Consider the following 18,008-nt stretch of genomic DNA (forward strand, 5'->3'; position numbering starts at 1 on the left):
TTTTAAGAATTGATTTCAGTTGGATTTGTTACAATTTCCTATATTTTTAATCTAAATCTAGGAGATCGTTATGAATATAACTCAGACGCAAATTTCTGCGCTTTACGTCGGGCTCTTCGGCAGATCGAGCGAAGGCGCGGGCAGTAAGGCTTGGCTGGGTGCTGCAAATACGCAAAATTTAAGCGTTTCTACCATCGCAAATACGATGCTAGACACCGTAGCGGCAAAAGAGTTTTTTGGCGATAGCGTAAACGAAAACGCAAATTTCGTCGAGCATATATATGCTAACGTATTTGGCAAAGGCGGAGCTAATCTAGACAAAGAGGGCAAAGCCGGCTGGACGAAAAAGCTAAACGATGGCGAAGATAGAGGGAAGGTCGCGGCCGATATGCTAAAGGCCGCTTGCGACCCCGTTCACTCAAATGCCGCCGACGAAGCTACGAAAAACGCGCATAATCTCTTGATAAACAAGATAATCGCCTCAAACGTCGTAGCCGACCTCATTAAAGACGTTCCAAACGGCGGCGATATAAAGGAGCAATTAAAAGCTTTTATCCAGATAAATAAAACCATTACGCCCCACTCAAACGCAAGCGACATCAAAAACGCCGTGCTAGCGGGTGCTAAAAGCTTAAATTTGACCGTAGACGAGGCGAAGTTAGACGCTGCGCTAGATGCCAACTCTAAGGTAAAAATCATCTCCGGCGTAACCGGCAAAACGGAGGATGAAATCTCAAAAGAACTCGCTCCAAAACCCGCCCCTACGCCAGATCCTAAGCCTGACCCTACGCCGGATCCAAAACCTCAACCTTAGCCGGGTCCTAAACCGACCCCAACTCCAGATCCCAAGCCGCAACCTAAGCCTACTCCAAACGACGGCGTAGAGGGCGCGCTAAAACAGATGCTAGCATCCGCCTCATCGACCGAGGTCATCGGCTACTCGGCGAAGATAGAACACGGCGGTAAAAAATACTTCGTAAGCATAAGAAGCGCGGATAACGACGGCGTAAATTTAAGCGCCGATCAAAAGATAAATTTATCGGTCCAAAACGGCGCGGTTAAAACCGCCGAGGGCAAGACGCTAAAAGCCGACGTTTATACGGTAAAAAACTTCCCGACAGGCGATAGCTTGGAGGCGGAAAAAGGCACGGCAATACTTGGCGCATTTACCAAAGACGGGCACGAATTTAGCGCCAAAGATCAAGAAAACGGCGTCCCTTACAGCCACAGCCTCCAGCCTAGATCGGGCGTTAAATTTAACGACAACGGCTTTTTCGAGCGGCCGTTTGGCCTGGTAGAGGGCACGACAGACGGCGTCAGCGCGCAAAAGGTAGATAAAGGCGCGGGCGGTATGGTTTATAAGCTCGTAAAAGACGGACAAACGACTTATTACGTTACAAATAAAGAGGCCGTTCCGCATTTTAACTCTCATACCGGCACCGTCGTCATAGAGGGCGCAAAACCTGGCGACAAGGTCAAATTTGCAGGAGGCGCAGACTCGCTTACGCAGGCTCAAAACGAGGACGGACTGCAAGCGGGCGCAAAGCAGTTTATCAAAGACGGCGACGACACTATCCTCTACGCTAACGGTAAAAACGCGGGCTTTAGCAACTCGGATGATTTAAAGATCGTATTTAAAGGCGTTAGTATCGATCCGACCGCAAAAGACGGAGCCTTTACGCTAAAGCAAAATATTTTAGCCGACGGCGCCATCAAGGCAACCGACGCGCAGGGCTTTACCAAGCTATTTGACGACGCGCCTGCTCTTAAGCTAGACGGCACGGAAAACGTCTATAAAAAAGAGGGCAAATTTTATCAAGACGCGCAAGCTACCAAGCCTTTAGACGCGGATGCGCTAAACATAAAGGCCGTTAAATTCGCTAACGGCGACGTTTATACCTTTAGGTCTGCGAAAAAATCGCAATCCAAAGACGCGGTAAAAGCCTACGACGAACAAAGCCTAAGCTCAAATTCGCAAAAAGGCGACGCGCTAAAAAGCGGCGATACGACTTACGAGTTTTTCGACAAAGGCAATGTCGCAAAGATATCAAGCGATGATTTTACGTTTGAAAACAGCGCACAGTATCTAGGCTCGCTAAATTTAGACGGAGCCAAAAACATAACCAAAGAGTCGTTTTTATCCGGCAAGCTAGGAGATAAAATCCTACCTAACGCGTACTCAAACATAACTACTGGCGGAGTTAAATTCGAGCTCAAGCAAAACGGCGATATAAAATCTTTAGTCGCAAGCTTTGAAAAGGCTAAGGAGATATTAAGCGACACGCTAAAAGATAGGATCGCAGACGGTGCGGTAGAGCTTAGCAAAGACGGCACGCTAACAAACGCCCAGCTACAAACGTTAGCTCAAAATGCTGCTAAATTTGCTAACGGTGCGGTAAAATCGGCCGTTCTAAGCGTAGCCGAGCTAACGTCGCTCAACAAAGAGGCTGCGGATAAAATCGCGAATTCGGCCGTAACGCTAACGGATAAAGACGCGTTTAGCAAAGAGTCTCTAAAAGCTTTAGGCGCGTTTAGCGACAAGCTAAAAGACGGCGCGATAGCTAAAACACAAAAGCTAAGCGCGGCTGATTTTTACGAAATTTTCGGCAAAGGCTTTTTATCTAGCGACAAGCTCTCAAGCTATAAAATCGCAAACGGCGCCCTAGAGATCGAAGATAGCGCGAATAATTTACAAAACGCGGTAGAAAACAGGCTTAATTATTTCGGCGAAAAGATAAAATCCATAAAAACCTCAGACGGCGCGGAGCTAAAAATCTCGGCCATGAATTTTAATAAAATCGGCGCGAATAAATTTGACGCTAACGATAACATAAAACTAACGGGCGTTAGCTCAAACGATAAGGATGCCGTGCTAAGCGACAAGGTGGATAGCTTTGAAATCAACAAAACGCTAGAAGTAAGCGTAGACGAATACGCTAAATTTGCCGCTAAACTCGCGGGAAAAGGAAAATTCGATATCGCAGACGACTTTAAAAAAATCATGAAATTTTTAAAGACGGCGGACGTTTCAAAGATAGAAGCGCTAAATTTAAAAGATAAAAACATCGAACTTAGCGCGAGCGACGTGGAAGAGCTAGCTAAGCTTAACGATCTAAATTTGCATACTAAATACGGCACGCAAATCACGCTAAAGCAAAGCGCGCAAGAGCTAAACGCGGACGGTTCAAAGCTGCTAAAGGCCTTTGCGGGGCTATCTTTTGGCGCAGGAAATGCCAAAAAACAGATCGATGTGCAAGGAGACGACGTTTTAGAACTTGATAAAGATACGTTTGAAACTTTTAAATTTGCCGCAGACGACAATCTAAAAATAACAAACGTAACAGGCTCGGTCTACGCAAGCGACGCCAAAGAAACCTTTACCTTTAAGCAAGACGCGTCTAGAGTCGTTATAAACGCCTTATCTAACGGCGACAAGCTTGATTTCTCCCGGTTGGCTTCTAACGTAACGTCTGTCGGCGATCTAAACGTTGCCGCAGACGCGCAAACGCAGCTACAAGACGGCAAAATTTACTACGTTAGCGGTACGGCGGCAGGCTTTGCGTCCGGGTTTGATAAGATTTTCGGCGAAGGCAAGGCTTTTTTAACCAAAGCCGCAGGCAACGAAAAATCGATAATCCTAGCTAAAACTTACAGCGGTTTTGAGATATATAAGGTCGAAAATAACGGCGATAACGTAATAACTAAGGATGAGGTAAAATATATAGGCTCCGTTAGCGCAAACCGCGACTTTAATCTTAGCGCTGATAATATCGTGCTAGCAGCCGCGTCAAAAAGCCTTAGCGCGGCGCAGTTTGCGACCGAAGCGGCAAAAGGCGCCGGCGGGCTAAATTTGCTAGATACGGCGGAAAACATAAAGCAAAATTTGGCGAATTTAATCTCAAACAAAGACAAAATAGCAAGCATTAGCAGCAGCGACGATAAGCCTATAAATTTAACCGCCTCGCAGCTAGGCGAGCTAAAAGGCAAATTTGCCCCTAGCCAAACGTTAAAAATAAGCGAGGCGCTAAAGGACGGCAAAACCGCGAGCGCGGACGGGGGCAAATATATCTTTACTCTGGATAAAGACGAGAAAAACTGGCAGCTGGAGAAATTCGGCGCAGATGATAAGCTTGATTTTTCAAAGGTATTTGAGGGCAAGCAGCTAAGCGCGGGCGAGTTTGACCTAAACGCAAACGGGCAAAAAGCGACGCTACAAGACGGCAAGATCTATAAAGCCGAGCTAAGCTTTACGCCGTCAAATCAAGGCGGCGGCGCAAATAGCGAGCTAAACGCGCTTAAAAAGGTATTTGAAGAGTCGTTTGAAAAAGGCGCAAAAGCCCTGCTTATCGCTAAAAACCTCAAGCAAGAGGGCAACTCGTACTCCTATAACTACGTCTATAAGATCGAGGACGACGGCAACGGCAAGCTAGACCAGGGCGACATCAAGCTGCTAGGCATCGTAAATACCAATAGCGGCTTTCAAAACAACTACGACATAACCGCGGCTAACGCAGAGCTGTAGTTTTGCGATGAAATTTAGTCGGCCGAGTCGGTCGACTAAATTTAATTTACGCTTTAGCCCAAAATAAAGCGCTTGGCTATAGCTACTAGGCCTACATCTTTATTTGGCTGTAGCGGCGAGCTTGTCGCAAGTTCATGCAACGAACTCGCGCAAATGCAAACAAGCGCGCAGATCAAATATATCGGCACGGGCAGCGGTTTTTATCCGCAGCCTCGTCAAACTAAACGCGAATGATCGCGGACGCTCGGCTATGGATATATTTCGCGTCAAGGACGGCAAGATCGTCGAGTACCGGGATATCGTCCAAGGCATACCCAAAAAGCGAAAACGACAATACTGTGTTTTAAATTTAGGCCGTTTTAGGGCTAAATCATCCGTAAAATTCGTAAAATTAAAATCCAAATTTAGTCGCCCAAAGAGCGAGTAAAATTTAAACCGAAACTTAAGGCGGATATTTTTGCGCTAAATGCGAATTTAAGCCGCCTTTGCCTAATTTTCGCCGCCCGCCGAATTTAGCCTTAGACTCAAGCTCTCCCAGCCGTTTCTAAAACCGCGCTTTTTAGTAAATTTACGCCGTTAGCGATATCGCTCCAGCTGGAAAATTCCGCCGGATTGTGGCTGATACCGTCTTTAGACGGGATAAAGATCATTGCCGTAGGACACAGCTCGCTCATATGCATAGCGTCGTGCCCCGCGCCGCTTGGCATGATTTCAAAGCTAAGCCCGAGCTGCTCGGCTTTTTGGGCGATTAGCTCGATGAGGCGGCCGTCCAGCGCGCACGGCTCGTCGAAGGCTAGCTGCTTGATCTCGCATTTGACGCCGCGCTGTGATTCGATGCGCGAGATTTCGCCTAAGATCTGCTCGTAGGCCGCTTCGCGCGTGCGCAGGTCGATGCCGCGCAGGTCGATTAGCAGCGTCGTTTCGCCCGGTACGACGTTCATAACGCCCGGTTTTACCGTGCAGTTGCCCGCGGTCGCTATCACGCCGCTTGCCGCGTTTTCGCGCGCGACGCTCTCGACGGCTAGCACTATCTGTGCCGCTGCGCAAAGCGCGTCGCGGCGGTACTTCATCGCAGTCGTGCCGGAGTGCTGAGCCTGGCCCTGCACGCGCACGCTAAATCTGTGCGGCGCGGCGATGGCGCTCACGACGCCGATTTGGATATTTTCGTTATATAGTAGCGGCCCTTGCTCGATGTGTAGCTCGAAAAAGCTCTCATAGTTCGGCGTCAAATTTTTAGCCTTTTCGATACTCGCTAGATCGATGCCAAACTCGGCAAAGATATCGCCGATAGCGCGCCCCTGAAAGTCGCGCACGTCTTTTAGCTTTTCATAACCCAGCTTGCCGCACATGACCTTGCTGCCAAGCGTCGCGATGTTAAATCTGCTCGACTCCTCGCACTCAAAGACGACCAGCTCAAGCGGTCTGCGCGTCTGTACGCCTTCGTCGTTTAGCGTTCTAATCAGCTCTAGTCCGCCTAAAACGCCCAGAATCCCGTCAAATTCGCCGCCGTTTATCACCGTGTCTAGGTGCGAGCCAAACGCTACCGCCGGCAGCTCGGGCTGGGTGCCTTCGCGCCTAGCAAAGATATTTCCGATCGCGTCTATGCGTACTTTTAGCCCCGCCTCTTTACAGCGCGCGATAAATAGCTCTCTGGCGGCCTTATCCTCGCGCGTGTAGGCTAGGCGGCTCATTCCCGCTCCGAAGCTCTCGTCGTTTATGGCGTTTATCTCGCTAAAAAGCGCCTTAAGTCTGTCTAAATTTATGCTCATTACCTCTCCCTTAGGTTTAAAATTTACAAAATTTTAGCCAAGAAGCATTAAATTTATACTTTAATATTTTTACTTAATATTTAGGATTTAGAGTTATATTAAATTTGAGTGAAAATATTCTATGTTGGTTTGATTTGCAGGCTAACATTTGGCTTGTAAACATCAACAAATACTAACGTTAGTCTTATTTAAATTTGGCGCTATATTCGGGATTTAAAACGTATTTTGCAAGCAAACAAAAATAAAAATCGACTAACAAAAAGTCTAATCAAAAGGGTAAATAAATTTAGTGATAGTTTCTGTAGAATTATATGGCAAACAGAACAAATTTACCGCATTAAAAAACTTTGGCTCGCAATGTGTTTTACGAGCCAAAGTTAAATTTGAGTGTTTAAACCAGCTGTGCACCTTGTCCTTTTACGACCTCGCCGATAATGTAGCCGTCAGTGTTTGCTAGCACAAAGTCCGCATTTTCTTTCGGAGCTACGACGATCATGCCAACGCCCATATTAAACGTTCTCATCATCTCGGCAGGCTCTACCTTTTGTGCGATGATTTTAAAGATTTCGGGCGTGCGGATAGCGGCGCGATCAATCTTCGCACCTAGACCCTCCGGAAATACTCGCGGCAGATTTTCCACGATACCGCCGCCCGTGATATGCGCGAGCGCGTGGATCTTGTCTTTTAAATTTAAAAAGTCGCCGACGTAGATCCTGGTCGGTTCCAAAAGCACATCGATGAGCGCGCGACCGTCTACTTTGTCGTCAAATTTTAGCCCCAGTTCGGCGACTACTTTGCGAGCGAGCGAGAAGCCGTTTGAGTGCAAGCCGCTGCTAGGAAGCGCGATGAGCACATCGCCCTCGCGGACAAACTTGCTGCGGTCGATTTCATCCTCCTCCGCGATACCCACGGCAAAGCCTGCGAGGTCGAAGTCGCCCTTTTCATACATCGAGGGCATTTCAGCCGTCTCGCCACCGATTAGCGCGCAGCGCGCTAGTTTGCAGCCCTCGGCTATGCTTTTTACGACCTCTTTGGCATCTGCGATCTCAAGCTTTGCCGTCGCGTAGTAGTCGAGGAAAAACAGCGGCTCGGCGAAGTTACAGATGAGATCATTCACGCACATCGCTACGAGATCCTGCCCCACGCCGTCAAATTTACGCGCGTCGATCGCGAGTCGTAGCTTCGTGCCTACGCCGTCGGTGGCGCCTAGGATCGCGGGTTTTTTGTACCCTGCGGGTAGCCTCACCGCGCCGCTAAACGAGCCGATACCGCCCAAAACGTGCGGAGTTTGCGTCGCTTTGACGAACGGTTTTATCGCGTTTACGAACTCATTTCCCGCGTCTATATCGACGCCCGCGTCTTTGTAGCTTATCAAATTTTATCCTCCAAGATGGTATAATTTCGCAGATTTTAGCTAAAATCGAATAAAAACGCTATAAAGGCTCACCTTGAAATTTAAACACGCCGTTGTCATTACAGGCAGTATCGGTAGCGGTAAGAGCGCGGTTTGCGAGCTGCTTCGTGATCGCGGATTTGAGATCATCGATGCCGATCAAATTTCGCATCGCGTTTTAGATCGCTGCGCCGCACAGGTGGCTGAAATTTTCGGCGCGCAATATGTCGTGCAAAAAGACGCGCAGGCTAGAAATTTGAGTTCACATGTGGAATTTGACGCTAGCGGCGATGAGGAAAATTTGACCAATTCGTGCGCCTCGGTAGATCGCAAAAAGCTAGGAGAGCTGGTGTTTAAAAGCCCCGCAGAGCTTGCAAAGCTCGAAGCGTTGCTGCATCCAAAGATAACGGCTGAAATTTTATCGCAGGCGCAGGCTTTGGAGGCGAAAGGAAGGCTTTATTTCGTTGATATTCCGCTGTTTTTTGAGGGCAAGAGATATGAGTTTTTTGACAAAGTGGCGGTCGTTTATGCGCCTAAAGATACGCTAATCGCACGCGTGATGAAGCGAAATGGGCTCGATCATGCCGCTGCAAAACACCGCGTGGAGCTGCAAACGGATATCGAGCAAAAGTGCGCTATGGCGGATTTTGTTATAGATAATAGCGGTGATTTGCAAAATTTAAGAGATGAAACCGGGTCTTTTTTGGAAAAAATCAGCTTAAATTTGCATATATAAGACTTTAAAAATAGCTTAACCTGTTATGACACGGCATTTTATGCTATTTGAACACTGCTTTAGTCGCTTGGCAACGGCAGTTTGTCGTCATATCCAGCCCTGCTACTATTTGTGACGCAAGCTACGTTGATTATTTTAGTTTATTTGCAGTCTTTGCTTTCAAGTTTTACCCGAATAAGCTCTTTGTCTTTTATATAATAAACAAAATCGACGCCGTCAGCTATATCGCGCACGGCCTTTAACCGCGTATCTTCGCAAAATTCTTTTTTGAGTTCCTTTGTTTGCTCCTCTTTTAGCTCGGCGATATCTTTATCATTTAACGCGTTTTCATCTGTTTCTAGCCCTTTACCGAGCGCATAACGATAAACAAAACGGCGGTTTTCGCAGACGATTTTTTCTAGCGTATTTATCTCGTCTAGTTTTCTCGGGAGACCTGAATTTAGTCGCGCCAGCATCTCTTTTACGTTTGACGCTTCGCATAGATTTTCTTTCATTTGTTCTTTTGCGTATTCTACTTTACTGCCTATAAAAACTTCTACGCCGATCCAGACCGCGGCGGCGATGCCTAAGATAATAAATAAAATTTTGTTGAGTTTGTTTAGGTTTTGATTTAGTTTTTGTATGTCCATTTTTATTCCTTAAATTTAAGGCGGTATTTTATCGGAAAAAACGAAAAACAAAAATTAAAATTTGGAGCGGAATTTGTTTTATTGTGATTTTTTTTGGGGGGGGGGGTGAACGATCAAATTTAATTAAAATAAATAATCAAAGAAAAAGGAGCGGGAACCGCCCCTGGGTATTATAAAGCAGCCTTTGCTTTTGAAGCTAGCTCGCTGAAAGCTTTTGCGTCATTCATAGCTAGATCGGCTAAGATTTTTCTATCAAGCTCGATATTTGCTTTTTTAAGTCCCGCGATAAAGCGCGAATAGCTAATGTCGTTTAGGCGGCACGCAGCGTTGATGCGCACTATCCACAAGCGGCGGAAGTCGCGTTTCTTGCGGCGTCTGTCGCGGTAAGCATAGACCAAACTTCTTTCTAATTGCTCTTTAGCTTTTCTAAAGTGTTTGTGTCTAGCGCTGAAAAAACCTCTAGCTAGTTTTAAAACTTTTTTATGGCGTCTTCTTCTAACTACGCCTGTTTTTACTCTTGCCATATTTATCCTTTACAAATCGGCGCTCACTGAGTGAGTCTTGCCCCAAATTTGGGGGAGTTTGGAATGACTTTTCGTCAAAAACTTAAATTCCGAGCATCGCTTTGACGCTTGCGACGTTTGTGCTGTCTACGTATTGAGGCGAGCGCAAATCTCTCTTGCGGTTGCGAGATTTTTTAGTCAAAATGTGGCTTCTAAAAGCAGAGCCTCTTTTGATCTTGTTTTTGCCCACTTTAAAACGTTTAGCAGCGCCGCGAACTGTCTTCATCTTAGGCATACTAATCCTTTTAAAATTTCTTTTACGCCTTACGCGTAAGAGTGGGATTATACCTAAAATTCCTTTAAGAAATTTAAATTTGACGGGGCGTGCGTCAAAACGCAAAACAAATTTACAATACAATCTTGAAAATAGCTTAAATTTTAGATTTAATTAATATTTTTAGTCCTATAATTTCATTTAGATTTATTATCTCAAATCAAGGAGTAACGATGAAGATAAAGTTTCTCGCCTCTGCGGCGGTAATAAGCGCGATGTTTTGCGCAAACGCGCTAGCTTGCACGACTATTTTGGTTGGAGAGGGGGCCTCAGACGACGGCTCTATGCTGATAGCTAGGAGTGCCGATAGCAAGGCGATAAAGGCGCAGGTGTTTTTGATACATCCGAAAAAAACCAATCAAAAAGGCGTCCACAGCTCAAAGGCGCATGACGGGGCAAATGATTTTACCTATCCGCTGCCAAAAGAGGGCATGAGATACACGACGATAGCAAACTCCCACACCAAGCTTCACGGCGCGGTCGGCTACAATGACGCTGGCGTGGGCATCAGCGGCACCGAGACCATCTACGCTAAAGACGAACTGCTAAAAATCGATCCGTATAACGAAGCGACAGGCATCACGGAGGATGATATCCCCGACGTCTTGCTGCCTAGGATGAAAAGCGCAGCCGAGGGCGTGAAGCTACTCGGCGAGATCGTAGAAACTACGGGCGCGGGAGAGGGTTTTGGCGTAGTGTTTGTGGATAAAAACGAGCTTTGGTACTTTGAAACGGGCACCGGTCATCACTGGATGGCGGTTAAGCTACCAAAAGACGAGTACTTCGTCTCCGCAAACCAGGGCAGACTGCAAAACTATAAAGAAAACGATCCGAATTTCATGGGATCGAAAAATTTAATCAAATTTGCCCAAGATAACGGCGCCTACGATCCGGCAAAAGACGGCGAATTTCAGTTTACCAAGGCCTACACCAGAGACGATGAGAGAGATATGACCTACAACTATCCGCGCGTTTGCTGGGTGCAGCAGATGTTTAATCCCGAGCTAAAAGATAAGCAGACCCTTGATGGCGGCAACTATCCGGTATTTTTAAAACCGGCTAAAAAGCTAAGCGTACAGGATCTAAAAACCGCTCTTAGATCCCACTACGACGGCACTGCGTACGATAACTACGCGAGCAAAGACGAAAATCAAAAAAATATTTACCGCGCCGTGAGCGTCTTTAGAACCTACGAGTCGCACGTGATGCAGGTGCGCCCGTGGCTACCGCAAGAGATCGGCAGAGTGACATACGTGGCGCTTGGCATGTCTGATCTTGGCGTTTATTTGCCGTATTACTACGGGCTCGACAAATTTATCGACGGCTACGACAAAGGCTCGTATAAGGCCGACGACGAGTCGATCTACTGGACGTATAGAAAGCTACAAACTCTCGTGATGATGGATTACGATAAGTATTCGCCGGTCGTAAAAAAGGCATACAAGGAGTTTGAGGACGCGCTCGCGGTCAAACAGGCCAAATTTGAAGACGAATACGTCAAACTCTACAAAAAAGACAAAGCCAAAGCAAACAAGCTGCTAAACGAATTTTCGACAAATATGATGAAGGATGCCAAGGCTCTAACGCAAAATTTGACGAACGAAATCTTTACGATGCTAACTGATGACACCGACGCCAAGCTAAAATCGCTAAACAAAGGCAAAAAAGACTAGGCAAATTTAAGAGGCGGGCTGGGGCCTGCCTCAAATTTAGCCCGAATTTGATAAAAACTTCTTGATTTATTTTTTAAAAATCTTTATAATACGGCACAAATTTGACCCCAAAAGGATGAGCTTAATGCCTTGCCCCATGCCTGAGACTCTTTAATCTTAGCAAAAAAACTGCAAACGACTTTAAAAAAACAGCCGAATTTTTAAATAATTTCACGTTTTTAAACATTAATATAAATTTATTTCTATCGCCGCGCAGGGCGCATTGTAATTGTATTTTTAAAAACAAAGCGAAGCAGCGTCTGAAATTTGGACGAAATTTGTTTAGTAGAGTTTTTTATAAATTTTATTTTAGTTTGAGAAAATCGGGTTGCCACCCGCCGTTTCTAAGCTCGCTCTTTTGAGCGACTTTGAATAAGCTTAAAATTTAAAAATAAAAAATCAAAATTTAAAGGAATCAAAATGATAAAAAGTTATGTTACGGGTTTCCCACGAATCGGAGAAAAAAGAGAGCTAAAACGCGCACTTGAAGGCCTTTGGGCCGGCAAAGAGGGCTTTAGCGAGGAGAATTTGCTAAGCGTCGCTAAAACGCTAAAAAACAGACACTGGCAATACCAAAAAGACGCCGAAATTTCGGCCATCAGCGTAAATGATTTTTCGTTTTACGATTTGATGCTTGATAGCATCGTCGCGTTTGGCGCCGTACCGCCTAGATTTGCAAATTTGAGCGGACGAGAGCAGTATTTTGCCTGCGCGCGCGGTAACAAAACCGGCGTAGCGATGGAGATGACGAAGTGGTTTAACACAAACTACCACTACATCGTGCCTGAGCTTAGCGCCGAGACGACTTTTAAGCTAGACGCGTCAAAAATCCTTGCCGAATACGAAGAAGCAAAGGCTGCTGGCGTAAAAGGCAAGGTAAATTTGATCGGACCTATCACATTTTTGGCGCTTTCAAAGACCACCGACGGCAGCTGCCCGTTTAAAAATCTAAACGCTCTAGTTGCCGAATACAAAAAGCTTCTTGAGCTACTTTCGACGCTTGACGATGAGGTTTTAGTGCAGTTTGACGAGCCGATTTTTGCGACCGATAAAAACGAAGAAAACCTGCTTAGCGTCATCGGCAAGGTATATAACGAGCTAGTCGAAGCGGCCGGCAACGTAAAAGTCGTGTTTATGACGTATTTCGAGCACGCGCTAAAAGCGGTCGCCGAGGTAGCCAAAACTAAAATTTACGGTATCGGACTTGATTTCATTCACGGAAAAAGAAATTTCGAAGCGCTTGAAACTATCAAAAACAGCCACTTAACGCTATTTGCTGGCGTCATCGACGGACGAAATATCTGGAAAAGCAACATCGACGAAAAGGTAAATTTAGTCCGCGAAATCAGCGAAAAAATCGGCGGCAAAGATTTCTACGTCGGACCTAGCTGCTCGCTGCTTCACGTGCCTTATGCCCTAAAATACGAAGAAAAACTAAACTCCGAGGTCAAAAGCTGGCTGAGCTTTGCCGTAGAAAAACTAGACGAGATCAAAATCATAACCAAACTAGCTAACGGCGTAGCGCTAAACGCGGTGGAGAGCAAAATTTACGAAGAAAACAAAGCTGCGGTTAAAACGCGCGCAACGTCAAATTTGATCCACTCGTCAAGTGTGCAAAACCGCGTGAAAAATCTAGTCAAATTTGAGCGCGAAGATAAATTTGAAGATCGTATCAAAATCCAACGCGAAAGCCTAAACTACGGCATCTTGCCGACTACGACGATAGGTAGTTTCCCGCAAACCGTCGAGCTAAGAGTGCTTCGCCAAAACTTCAAAAAAGGCGAGATCGACGCAGCCGCTTATGAAGCCGGTATCAAAAAATACATCGACGACTGCGTCAAATTTCAAGAAGATATCGGCCTAGACGTACTAGTTCACGGCGAGCCTGAGCGAAACGACATGGTCGAGTATTTCGGCGAGCAGATCGAAGGGTATGCATTTAGCGAAAACGGCTGGGTGCAAAGCTACGGCAGCCGCTGCGTGAAACCGCCTCTACTTTTCGGCGACGTGAGCCGCCCAAAAGCGATGACGGTCGAGTGGATGAAATACGCGCAAAGCCGCACTAATCGCATAATGAAGGGCATGCTAACTGGGCCTGTAACCATGCTAAACTGGAGCTTCGTGCGCGACGACCTGCCTCGCAGCGAGGTGGCTAAGCAGCTTGCGCTTTGCATATTTGACGAGATCGCAGACCTGCAAAATGCCGGCATCCGCATCATCCAAGTGGACGAAGCTGCATTTAAAGAGGGCTATCCGCTACGCGCCGAAAACATCCCCGCGTACGAGAAATTCGCGGTCGATTGCTTTAAGCTCTCCGTTAGCTCGGCCGAGCCTAAAACGCAGATCCACACGCATATGTGCTACTCCGAGTTCAACGATATCATCAAGACCATCGAGGCGATGGACGCCGATGTCATCAGCATCGAGACTGCTCGCAGCGGCAACGAACTGTTAAAGATCTTTAAATCCGTCGGCTACAAACAAGAAGTCGGCCCAGGCGTATACGACATCCACAGCCCGCGGGTTCCTAGCACCGACGAGATCGTGCGCCAGATCCGCGCGCTGCTCGAGGTTCTGCCTAAAGAACAGCTCTGGATCAACCCGGACTGCGGCCTAAAAACGCGCAAATGGGAAGAGGTCGAGCCGAGCCTAAAAAATATGGTCGAAGCTGTCAAAATCGTAAGAAATTCATAATTTAGCCGCTTGTGACTCGGCTAAATTTGCCGCTTTTGCCGCTTAAATTTGCGGTGAGAGCGGCTTTTGTCCGCTAAATTTTGGGCGATGATTTTTAAAACCCGCTCAAATTTGACACGGAGCAAATTTGTCGGTCGCGGCTAATAATTTATCCTGCGCACGCGCCGTCGCAGTGTAAATTTAACCGCAAACGGCGCGGTTTTCTACATTTTAAATTTGGAAATTTCATGCTAAAAGAAAAAATTTTAAACAAAGAAAAGGGGCTCGTACTCTACGGACTAACGCCGCCCAAGGCCGAATTTGAGGAGTCCAAGCTGCGCGACATCTCGGATCGCTGGACGGGTAGGATAGAGGGTATAAATGCTGACGGACTCGTGCTTTACGAGGTGCAAGACGAGAGCGAGAGAAACGATAGCGAGCGGACATTCGAGTTTAGCGGAACGTTAAGCCCCGAAATTTACTACCGAGACTACCTAAGCGTCGCGACTCCGAGCGTCTTTTACCGCGTGGCTAGCGGCTACAACGAGGACGCATTTCGCGCGGCTCTAGCGGCTCAAAGCTCAAATCTAAACGTGCTTGTGGGAGCTACGTCTAGCTCGCAAAAAGTGCGGCTAAATTTGGCTCGCGCGTACGAGATCGCGGGCGAATTTGAAAATTTAGCCGTCGGCGGAGTGTGTATCGCCGAACGTCACGCTAAAAAGGGCGACGAACCGCAAAGAATGCGCGAAAAGATCGCGGCGGGAGCGAAGTTTTTCATCTCGCAGGCGATTTTTGACGCGCAGATGACGCGTAAGTTTTTGGAAGACTGCGCGGCCGCAAAGATAACCGAGCCGATATTTCTCACGTTTTCTACGGCAGGCAATCCAAAAACGCTGGAGTTTATCAAATGGCTGGGCGTTAGCGTGCCTAGCTCGGTCGAAGATCGGCTAAACGCCAGTGAGGACTATCTGGCGCAAAGTTGCGAGATCATCAAAGAAATTTGGCGCGAGTTAAAGCAATTCGGCGACGAAAACGGGCTAAATTTGAGCGCAAACATCGAAAGCGTGATGGCAAAGCGCGCCGAGATCGAGGCGAGCCTGGAGCTAGCTCGCGAGTTTAGGTCGCTTTAAGACAAGCGCGGCGGTAAATTCGAGCGACAAGCGCGCGAAATTTAGGCGTTAAGGTTGCGCCGCAAAGTAAATTTTGCCCTTGCGCAGGTTTGTTTAATTTTAGATGCTTTTGCCCAAATCCTAAATTTCCGTAAGGCGCTACATTTGAAAGAGTGAAATTTAAACGAAAAGGGACGGCAATCTCGAGAAAAAGGAGCACGGATCGTTTAAATTTGCAGACAATCGGAACGAAACAAAGCGGCGGACGGCTTAAATTTAAGCAAAAATGCGAGATAAAAAAGCGGAGTAAATTTGAGCGCAAATGCGGACCGCGCGGCCTGGATTTAATTGCCGCACCGAAATTTAACCATACCCGGCGGCTTTAGTTTACGAGCTAACAAGCCGTAAAATAAGCAGCCAAACGCGTAAAGGAGTTAAAACGGAGACTTTATTTACCTTTATTTTTGTCGGTGCCATAGCCGTGCTTTTCGCGCTTCCTGCTGCTTCTAATCTTTTTGCGGCCTTAGGCGAAAAACCCGCCCGAAATTTAAGCAAGAACGCTCAAAGCTCAGCCCAAAGCGAGCTTACCGCCGAGTTAAGCGAGCTGGAAAACGAGCGTGTAAATTTAGTAGCCGCCGTCAAAAAGGCAACTCTTATCGCCCTTGCGTTAGGCGTTTGCGTGGGCGCGGCGATAGCGTATCTTTTAGACGCGATTTTCGGTGCGGCGATAGGCGCGCTTGCTTATACTTTTACGACGATGCTCATTACCGCATCAAAAAGGCGCGAATTTAGGACGAATTTTAAGCGTCAGATCGTAGAAAATATCGTAAAAAAGCACGGGCTTAGCTACGATAAAGATCGCGGGCTAGGGCTTGATGATTTTTTTACGATTTACGATTGCAGGGTCGATGAGTGGCATAGCGAGGATCTCGTTGAGGGCGATATAGATGGCGTTAGCGTCAAATTTAGCGACTTTTACGCGGCCAAAAAGGTGAAAAAGAAAAACGGCACCGAGACGGTCGTGCAGTTTCAAGGCGTGCTTTTTAAGGCGGATTTTAATAAAAAGCTAAGCTCCATAACGCAAATCGCGCACGTAAATTCGCGAAATTTAGCGGTTTGCGGACAGAAGGCAAATATGGACGACGCAAGATTTGAGGAGATATTTGACGTCTATACGACCGATCAGATCGGCGCTAGATACGCGCTTAGCCCGGCGCTGATGGAAAATTTTACTCAGCTTTGCCTAAGACTAGACGCACCTGTAAACGCTGTTTTAAGGGATAGCCAAATCTTTATCGCCGTAGAGACCTGGCGCGACGACTTTGAGCCAGATATCCGCAAATCGCTAATAAACAACGAAACCATAGCGCTTTACGAGAGCGAGATAGCAAGCTTTGCTCAGATAGTAAAAGAGTTAAATTTAAACCGCAAAATTTGGTAATTTTGAAATTTGGACGGCTTTGTGGCTCGCAGCTCAAATTTGAATGCAATGATAAAATTTTACGTAAATTTAATCACGATATAGCGTAAATATTTTCTAAACATCAAAGCGTTTTTGTAGTATAATCGCCTTACAAATCCACACAAAGGAGTCGTCATGAAAAAGTTGATTTTCTCGATCTTTTTGACTTGTTTGGCATTGTCTTCGGCACAAGGCGGTCAAGAGTACGGCGATGGATTGAGAGCCGTATCCAGAGGAGAGTGGGCTAACGCGGTGCAGTATTTCACGGCAGCTTGTTATAACTATAATGATAACGAAGCGGGCTCTTGCAAAGAGCTTGGCGTGATATACGAGTACGGCAAGGGTGGTGCGGGTCCTCAGAGAGTGAAAAAAAATGACGCTCTCTCAAAGCAAGCTTACGCGCAATGCTGCAAAAAGAGCGGTGGCCTCATGAGAGAGTGCTGCAAAAAGGTCGGCAAGTAATCGAGGTTTGTCCTGAACTCTAGCTTTAAGTATGCGGCCGCTTGTAAAGGCCGAATTTGACTTATCAAGCGGTTCGCATACAAAAATTATTGTTTTATTGATTCTGGCTTAAATTTATCAAATTTTACTTCTTTGGTGTTGTAGTGCAGGTCTATTTTCATGAGGCTATAAATTTGTGTTCGAGCGACATTTTCTAAATTTGCTGAGCTTGTTTTGGATTTTATTCGGTCAAATTTTGCTTGGCGGCCTGAAGGACTTTTTCTAGCTTTTTGTTATTTTTACCGTCTTTTTCGAGATATAGTCGCTGTTGTTCTTTTAGGGCTTTAAAAATTTGCGCTCGCTCTTTGCCGCTCGTTATTTCAAGCAACGCTTGTGCCCAGTTAGCAGGGTAACCAAAGCCGTATTCGCCTATGCCTGCAAGAGTTTTTTGCATTCGCTTGGCGTCATAGTTTAGATTGTGAATGGGGTAGGTCGGGATGATTTTTAGCGTTTCTCGCTCCGCTATTTCGCAGGAGATCAGTTCTTTTGCTAGCTCGATACGTATTTTTAAAATTTCTTTGATCTGATCGTTTGTGTAACGATTTGACTTGCTTGAATTTTCTTTTTGCATGATTATAAAATGCCTTAAAATTTAAAAACCGAGATCCAAAAGTAGATATTTGTCGTCAAATTTTGCTTTGCGTTTTGTCTGTTTTTATGATCTT

Annotated in this window: 15 protein-coding genes; 9 read left to right on the plus strand and 6 right to left on the minus strand. The window is 46.3% G+C overall.

Annotated elements, in window-relative coordinates; genetic code table 11:
• The first annotated feature begins 70 nt into the window (after positions 1-70).
• From CSHOW_RS00285 to CSHOW_RS00295, 3 genes are all read left to right on the plus strand, one after another.
• Complete coding sequence (locus CSHOW_RS00285) at positions 71-814, plus strand: DUF4214 domain-containing protein (RefSeq protein WP_004321812.1); 744 nt, start codon at positions 71-73, stop codon at positions 812-814.
• Between the two features lie 87 nt (positions 815-901).
• Positions 902-4,522, plus strand: a complete 3,621-nt coding sequence (locus CSHOW_RS00290) for a hypothetical protein (protein ID WP_004321815.1) — start codon at positions 902-904, stop codon at positions 4,520-4,522.
• A gap of 72 nt (positions 4,523-4,594) precedes the next feature.
• Positions 4,595-4,756, plus strand: a complete 162-nt coding sequence (locus CSHOW_RS00295; RefSeq protein WP_004321818.1) for a hypothetical protein — start codon at positions 4,595-4,597, stop codon at positions 4,754-4,756.
• Positions 4,757-5,046: 290 nt separating this feature from the next.
• Here the strand turns inward: CSHOW_RS00295 and CSHOW_RS00300 are convergent, their stop codons facing one another.
• Together CSHOW_RS00300 and purM are read right to left on the minus strand one after the other, a co-directional pair.
• On the minus strand, positions 5,047-6,291 hold the full coding sequence (locus CSHOW_RS00300; protein ID WP_004321823.1) for a Zn-dependent hydrolase: 1,245 nt from the start codon (positions 6,289-6,291) through the stop codon (positions 5,047-5,049).
• A 391-nt stretch (positions 6,292-6,682) separates the two neighbouring features.
• Positions 6,683-7,666, minus strand: a complete 984-nt coding sequence (gene purM / locus CSHOW_RS00305; protein WP_004321826.1) for a phosphoribosylformylglycinamidine cyclo-ligase — start codon at positions 7,664-7,666, stop codon at positions 6,683-6,685.
• A gap of 73 nt (positions 7,667-7,739) precedes the next feature.
• Between purM and coaE the strand changes: the two genes are divergently transcribed.
• Entirely contained in the window at positions 7,740-8,420 is a 681-nt protein-coding gene (gene coaE / locus CSHOW_RS00310; RefSeq protein WP_004321827.1) for a dephospho-CoA kinase, read from the plus strand.
• A gap of 140 nt (positions 8,421-8,560) precedes the next feature.
• On the opposite strand, the gene CSHOW_RS00315 is transcribed toward coaE, so the two are convergent.
• The 3 genes from CSHOW_RS00315 to rpmI form a co-directional block, all read right to left on the minus strand.
• On the minus strand, positions 8,561-9,049 hold the full coding sequence (locus CSHOW_RS00315; RefSeq protein ID WP_004321829.1) for a hypothetical protein: 489 nt from the start codon (positions 9,047-9,049) through the stop codon (positions 8,561-8,563).
• Between the two features lie 170 nt (positions 9,050-9,219).
• The gene (gene rplT / locus CSHOW_RS00320; protein ID WP_002944116.1) at positions 9,220-9,573 is read right to left on the minus strand and encodes a 50S ribosomal protein L20; all 354 of its coding nucleotides are present in this window, start codon (positions 9,571-9,573) and stop codon (positions 9,220-9,222) included.
• An 82-nt stretch (positions 9,574-9,655) separates the two neighbouring features.
• On the minus strand, positions 9,656-9,847 hold the full coding sequence (gene rpmI / locus CSHOW_RS00325) for a 50S ribosomal protein L35 (RefSeq protein ID WP_002944195.1): 192 nt from the start codon (positions 9,845-9,847) through the stop codon (positions 9,656-9,658).
• A gap of 212 nt (positions 9,848-10,059) precedes the next feature.
• Between rpmI and CSHOW_RS00330 the strand changes: the two genes are divergently transcribed.
• From CSHOW_RS00330 to CSHOW_RS00350, 5 genes are all read left to right on the plus strand, one after another.
• A complete protein-coding gene (locus CSHOW_RS00330) occupies positions 10,060-11,559 on the plus strand; it encodes a C69 family dipeptidase (RefSeq protein ID WP_004321836.1) in 1,500 nt (499 codons plus the stop codon).
• Positions 11,560-12,018: 459 nt separating this feature from the next.
• Positions 12,019-14,292 (plus strand): 5-methyltetrahydropteroyltriglutamate--homocysteine S-methyltransferase, encoded by a 2,274-nt coding sequence (gene metE, locus CSHOW_RS00335; RefSeq protein ID WP_004321839.1) that lies wholly within the window; start codon positions 12,019-12,021, stop codon positions 14,290-14,292.
• A 227-nt stretch (positions 14,293-14,519) separates the two neighbouring features.
• Positions 14,520-15,401 carry a methylenetetrahydrofolate reductase gene (locus tag CSHOW_RS00340; RefSeq protein ID WP_004321841.1) on the plus strand — a complete coding sequence of 294 codons (882 nt, stop codon included), beginning with the start codon at positions 14,520-14,522 and terminating at the stop codon, positions 15,399-15,401.
• Positions 15,402-15,861: 460 nt separating this feature from the next.
• A complete protein-coding gene (locus CSHOW_RS00345) occupies positions 15,862-16,821 on the plus strand; it encodes a DUF3137 domain-containing protein (protein WP_004321847.1) in 960 nt (319 codons plus the stop codon).
• A gap of 156 nt (positions 16,822-16,977) precedes the next feature.
• Complete coding sequence (locus CSHOW_RS00350) at positions 16,978-17,304, plus strand: hypothetical protein (RefSeq protein ID WP_039895519.1); 327 nt, start codon at positions 16,978-16,980, stop codon at positions 17,302-17,304.
• A gap of 220 nt (positions 17,305-17,524) precedes the next feature.
• Here CSHOW_RS00350 and CSHOW_RS00355 read toward each other — a convergent pair whose 3' ends face one another.
• Complete coding sequence (locus CSHOW_RS00355; RefSeq protein ID WP_004321851.1) at positions 17,525-17,914, minus strand: hypothetical protein; 390 nt, start codon at positions 17,912-17,914, stop codon at positions 17,525-17,527.
• Between the last annotated feature and the right edge of the window lie 94 nt (positions 17,915-18,008).

The sequence above is a fragment of the Campylobacter showae genome (genome assembly GCF_004803815.1).
Classification (GTDB): domain Bacteria; phylum Campylobacterota; class Campylobacteria; order Campylobacterales; family Campylobacteraceae; genus Campylobacter_A; species Campylobacter_A showae.

Bases quoted from the DNA above. Each gene is read 5' to 3' on its own strand.
- CSHOW_RS00300 (WP_004321823.1), bottom strand. From the start codon at position 6,291: ATGAGCATAAATTTAGACAGACTTAAGGCGCTTTTTAGCGAGATAAAC.
- CSHOW_RS00340 (WP_004321841.1), top strand. From the start codon at position 14,520: ATGCTAAAAGAAAAAATTTTAAACAAAGAAAAGGGGCTCGTACTCTAC.
- CSHOW_RS00290 (WP_004321815.1), top strand. From the start codon at position 902: ATGCTAGCATCCGCCTCATCGACCGAGGTCATCGGCTACTCGGCGAAG.
- CSHOW_RS00315 (WP_004321829.1), bottom strand. From the start codon at position 9,049: ATGGACATACAAAAACTAAATCAAAACCTAAACAAACTCAACAAAATT.
- metE (WP_004321839.1), top strand. From the start codon at position 12,019: ATGATAAAAAGTTATGTTACGGGTTTCCCACGAATCGGAGAAAAAAGA.
- CSHOW_RS00285 (WP_004321812.1), top strand. From the start codon at position 71: ATGAATATAACTCAGACGCAAATTTCTGCGCTTTACGTCGGGCTCTTC.
- CSHOW_RS00350 (WP_039895519.1), top strand. From the start codon at position 16,978: ATGAAAAAGTTGATTTTCTCGATCTTTTTGACTTGTTTGGCATTGTCT.
- rpmI (WP_002944195.1), bottom strand. From the start codon at position 9,847: ATGCCTAAGATGAAGACAGTTCGCGGCGCTGCTAAACGTTTTAAAGTG.
- CSHOW_RS00330 (WP_004321836.1), top strand. From the start codon at position 10,060: ATGAAGATAAAGTTTCTCGCCTCTGCGGCGGTAATAAGCGCGATGTTT.
- CSHOW_RS00355 (WP_004321851.1), bottom strand. From the start codon at position 17,914: ATGCAAAAAGAAAATTCAAGCAAGTCAAATCGTTACACAAACGATCAG.
- rplT (WP_002944116.1), bottom strand. From the start codon at position 9,573: ATGGCAAGAGTAAAAACAGGCGTAGTTAGAAGAAGACGCCATAAAAAA.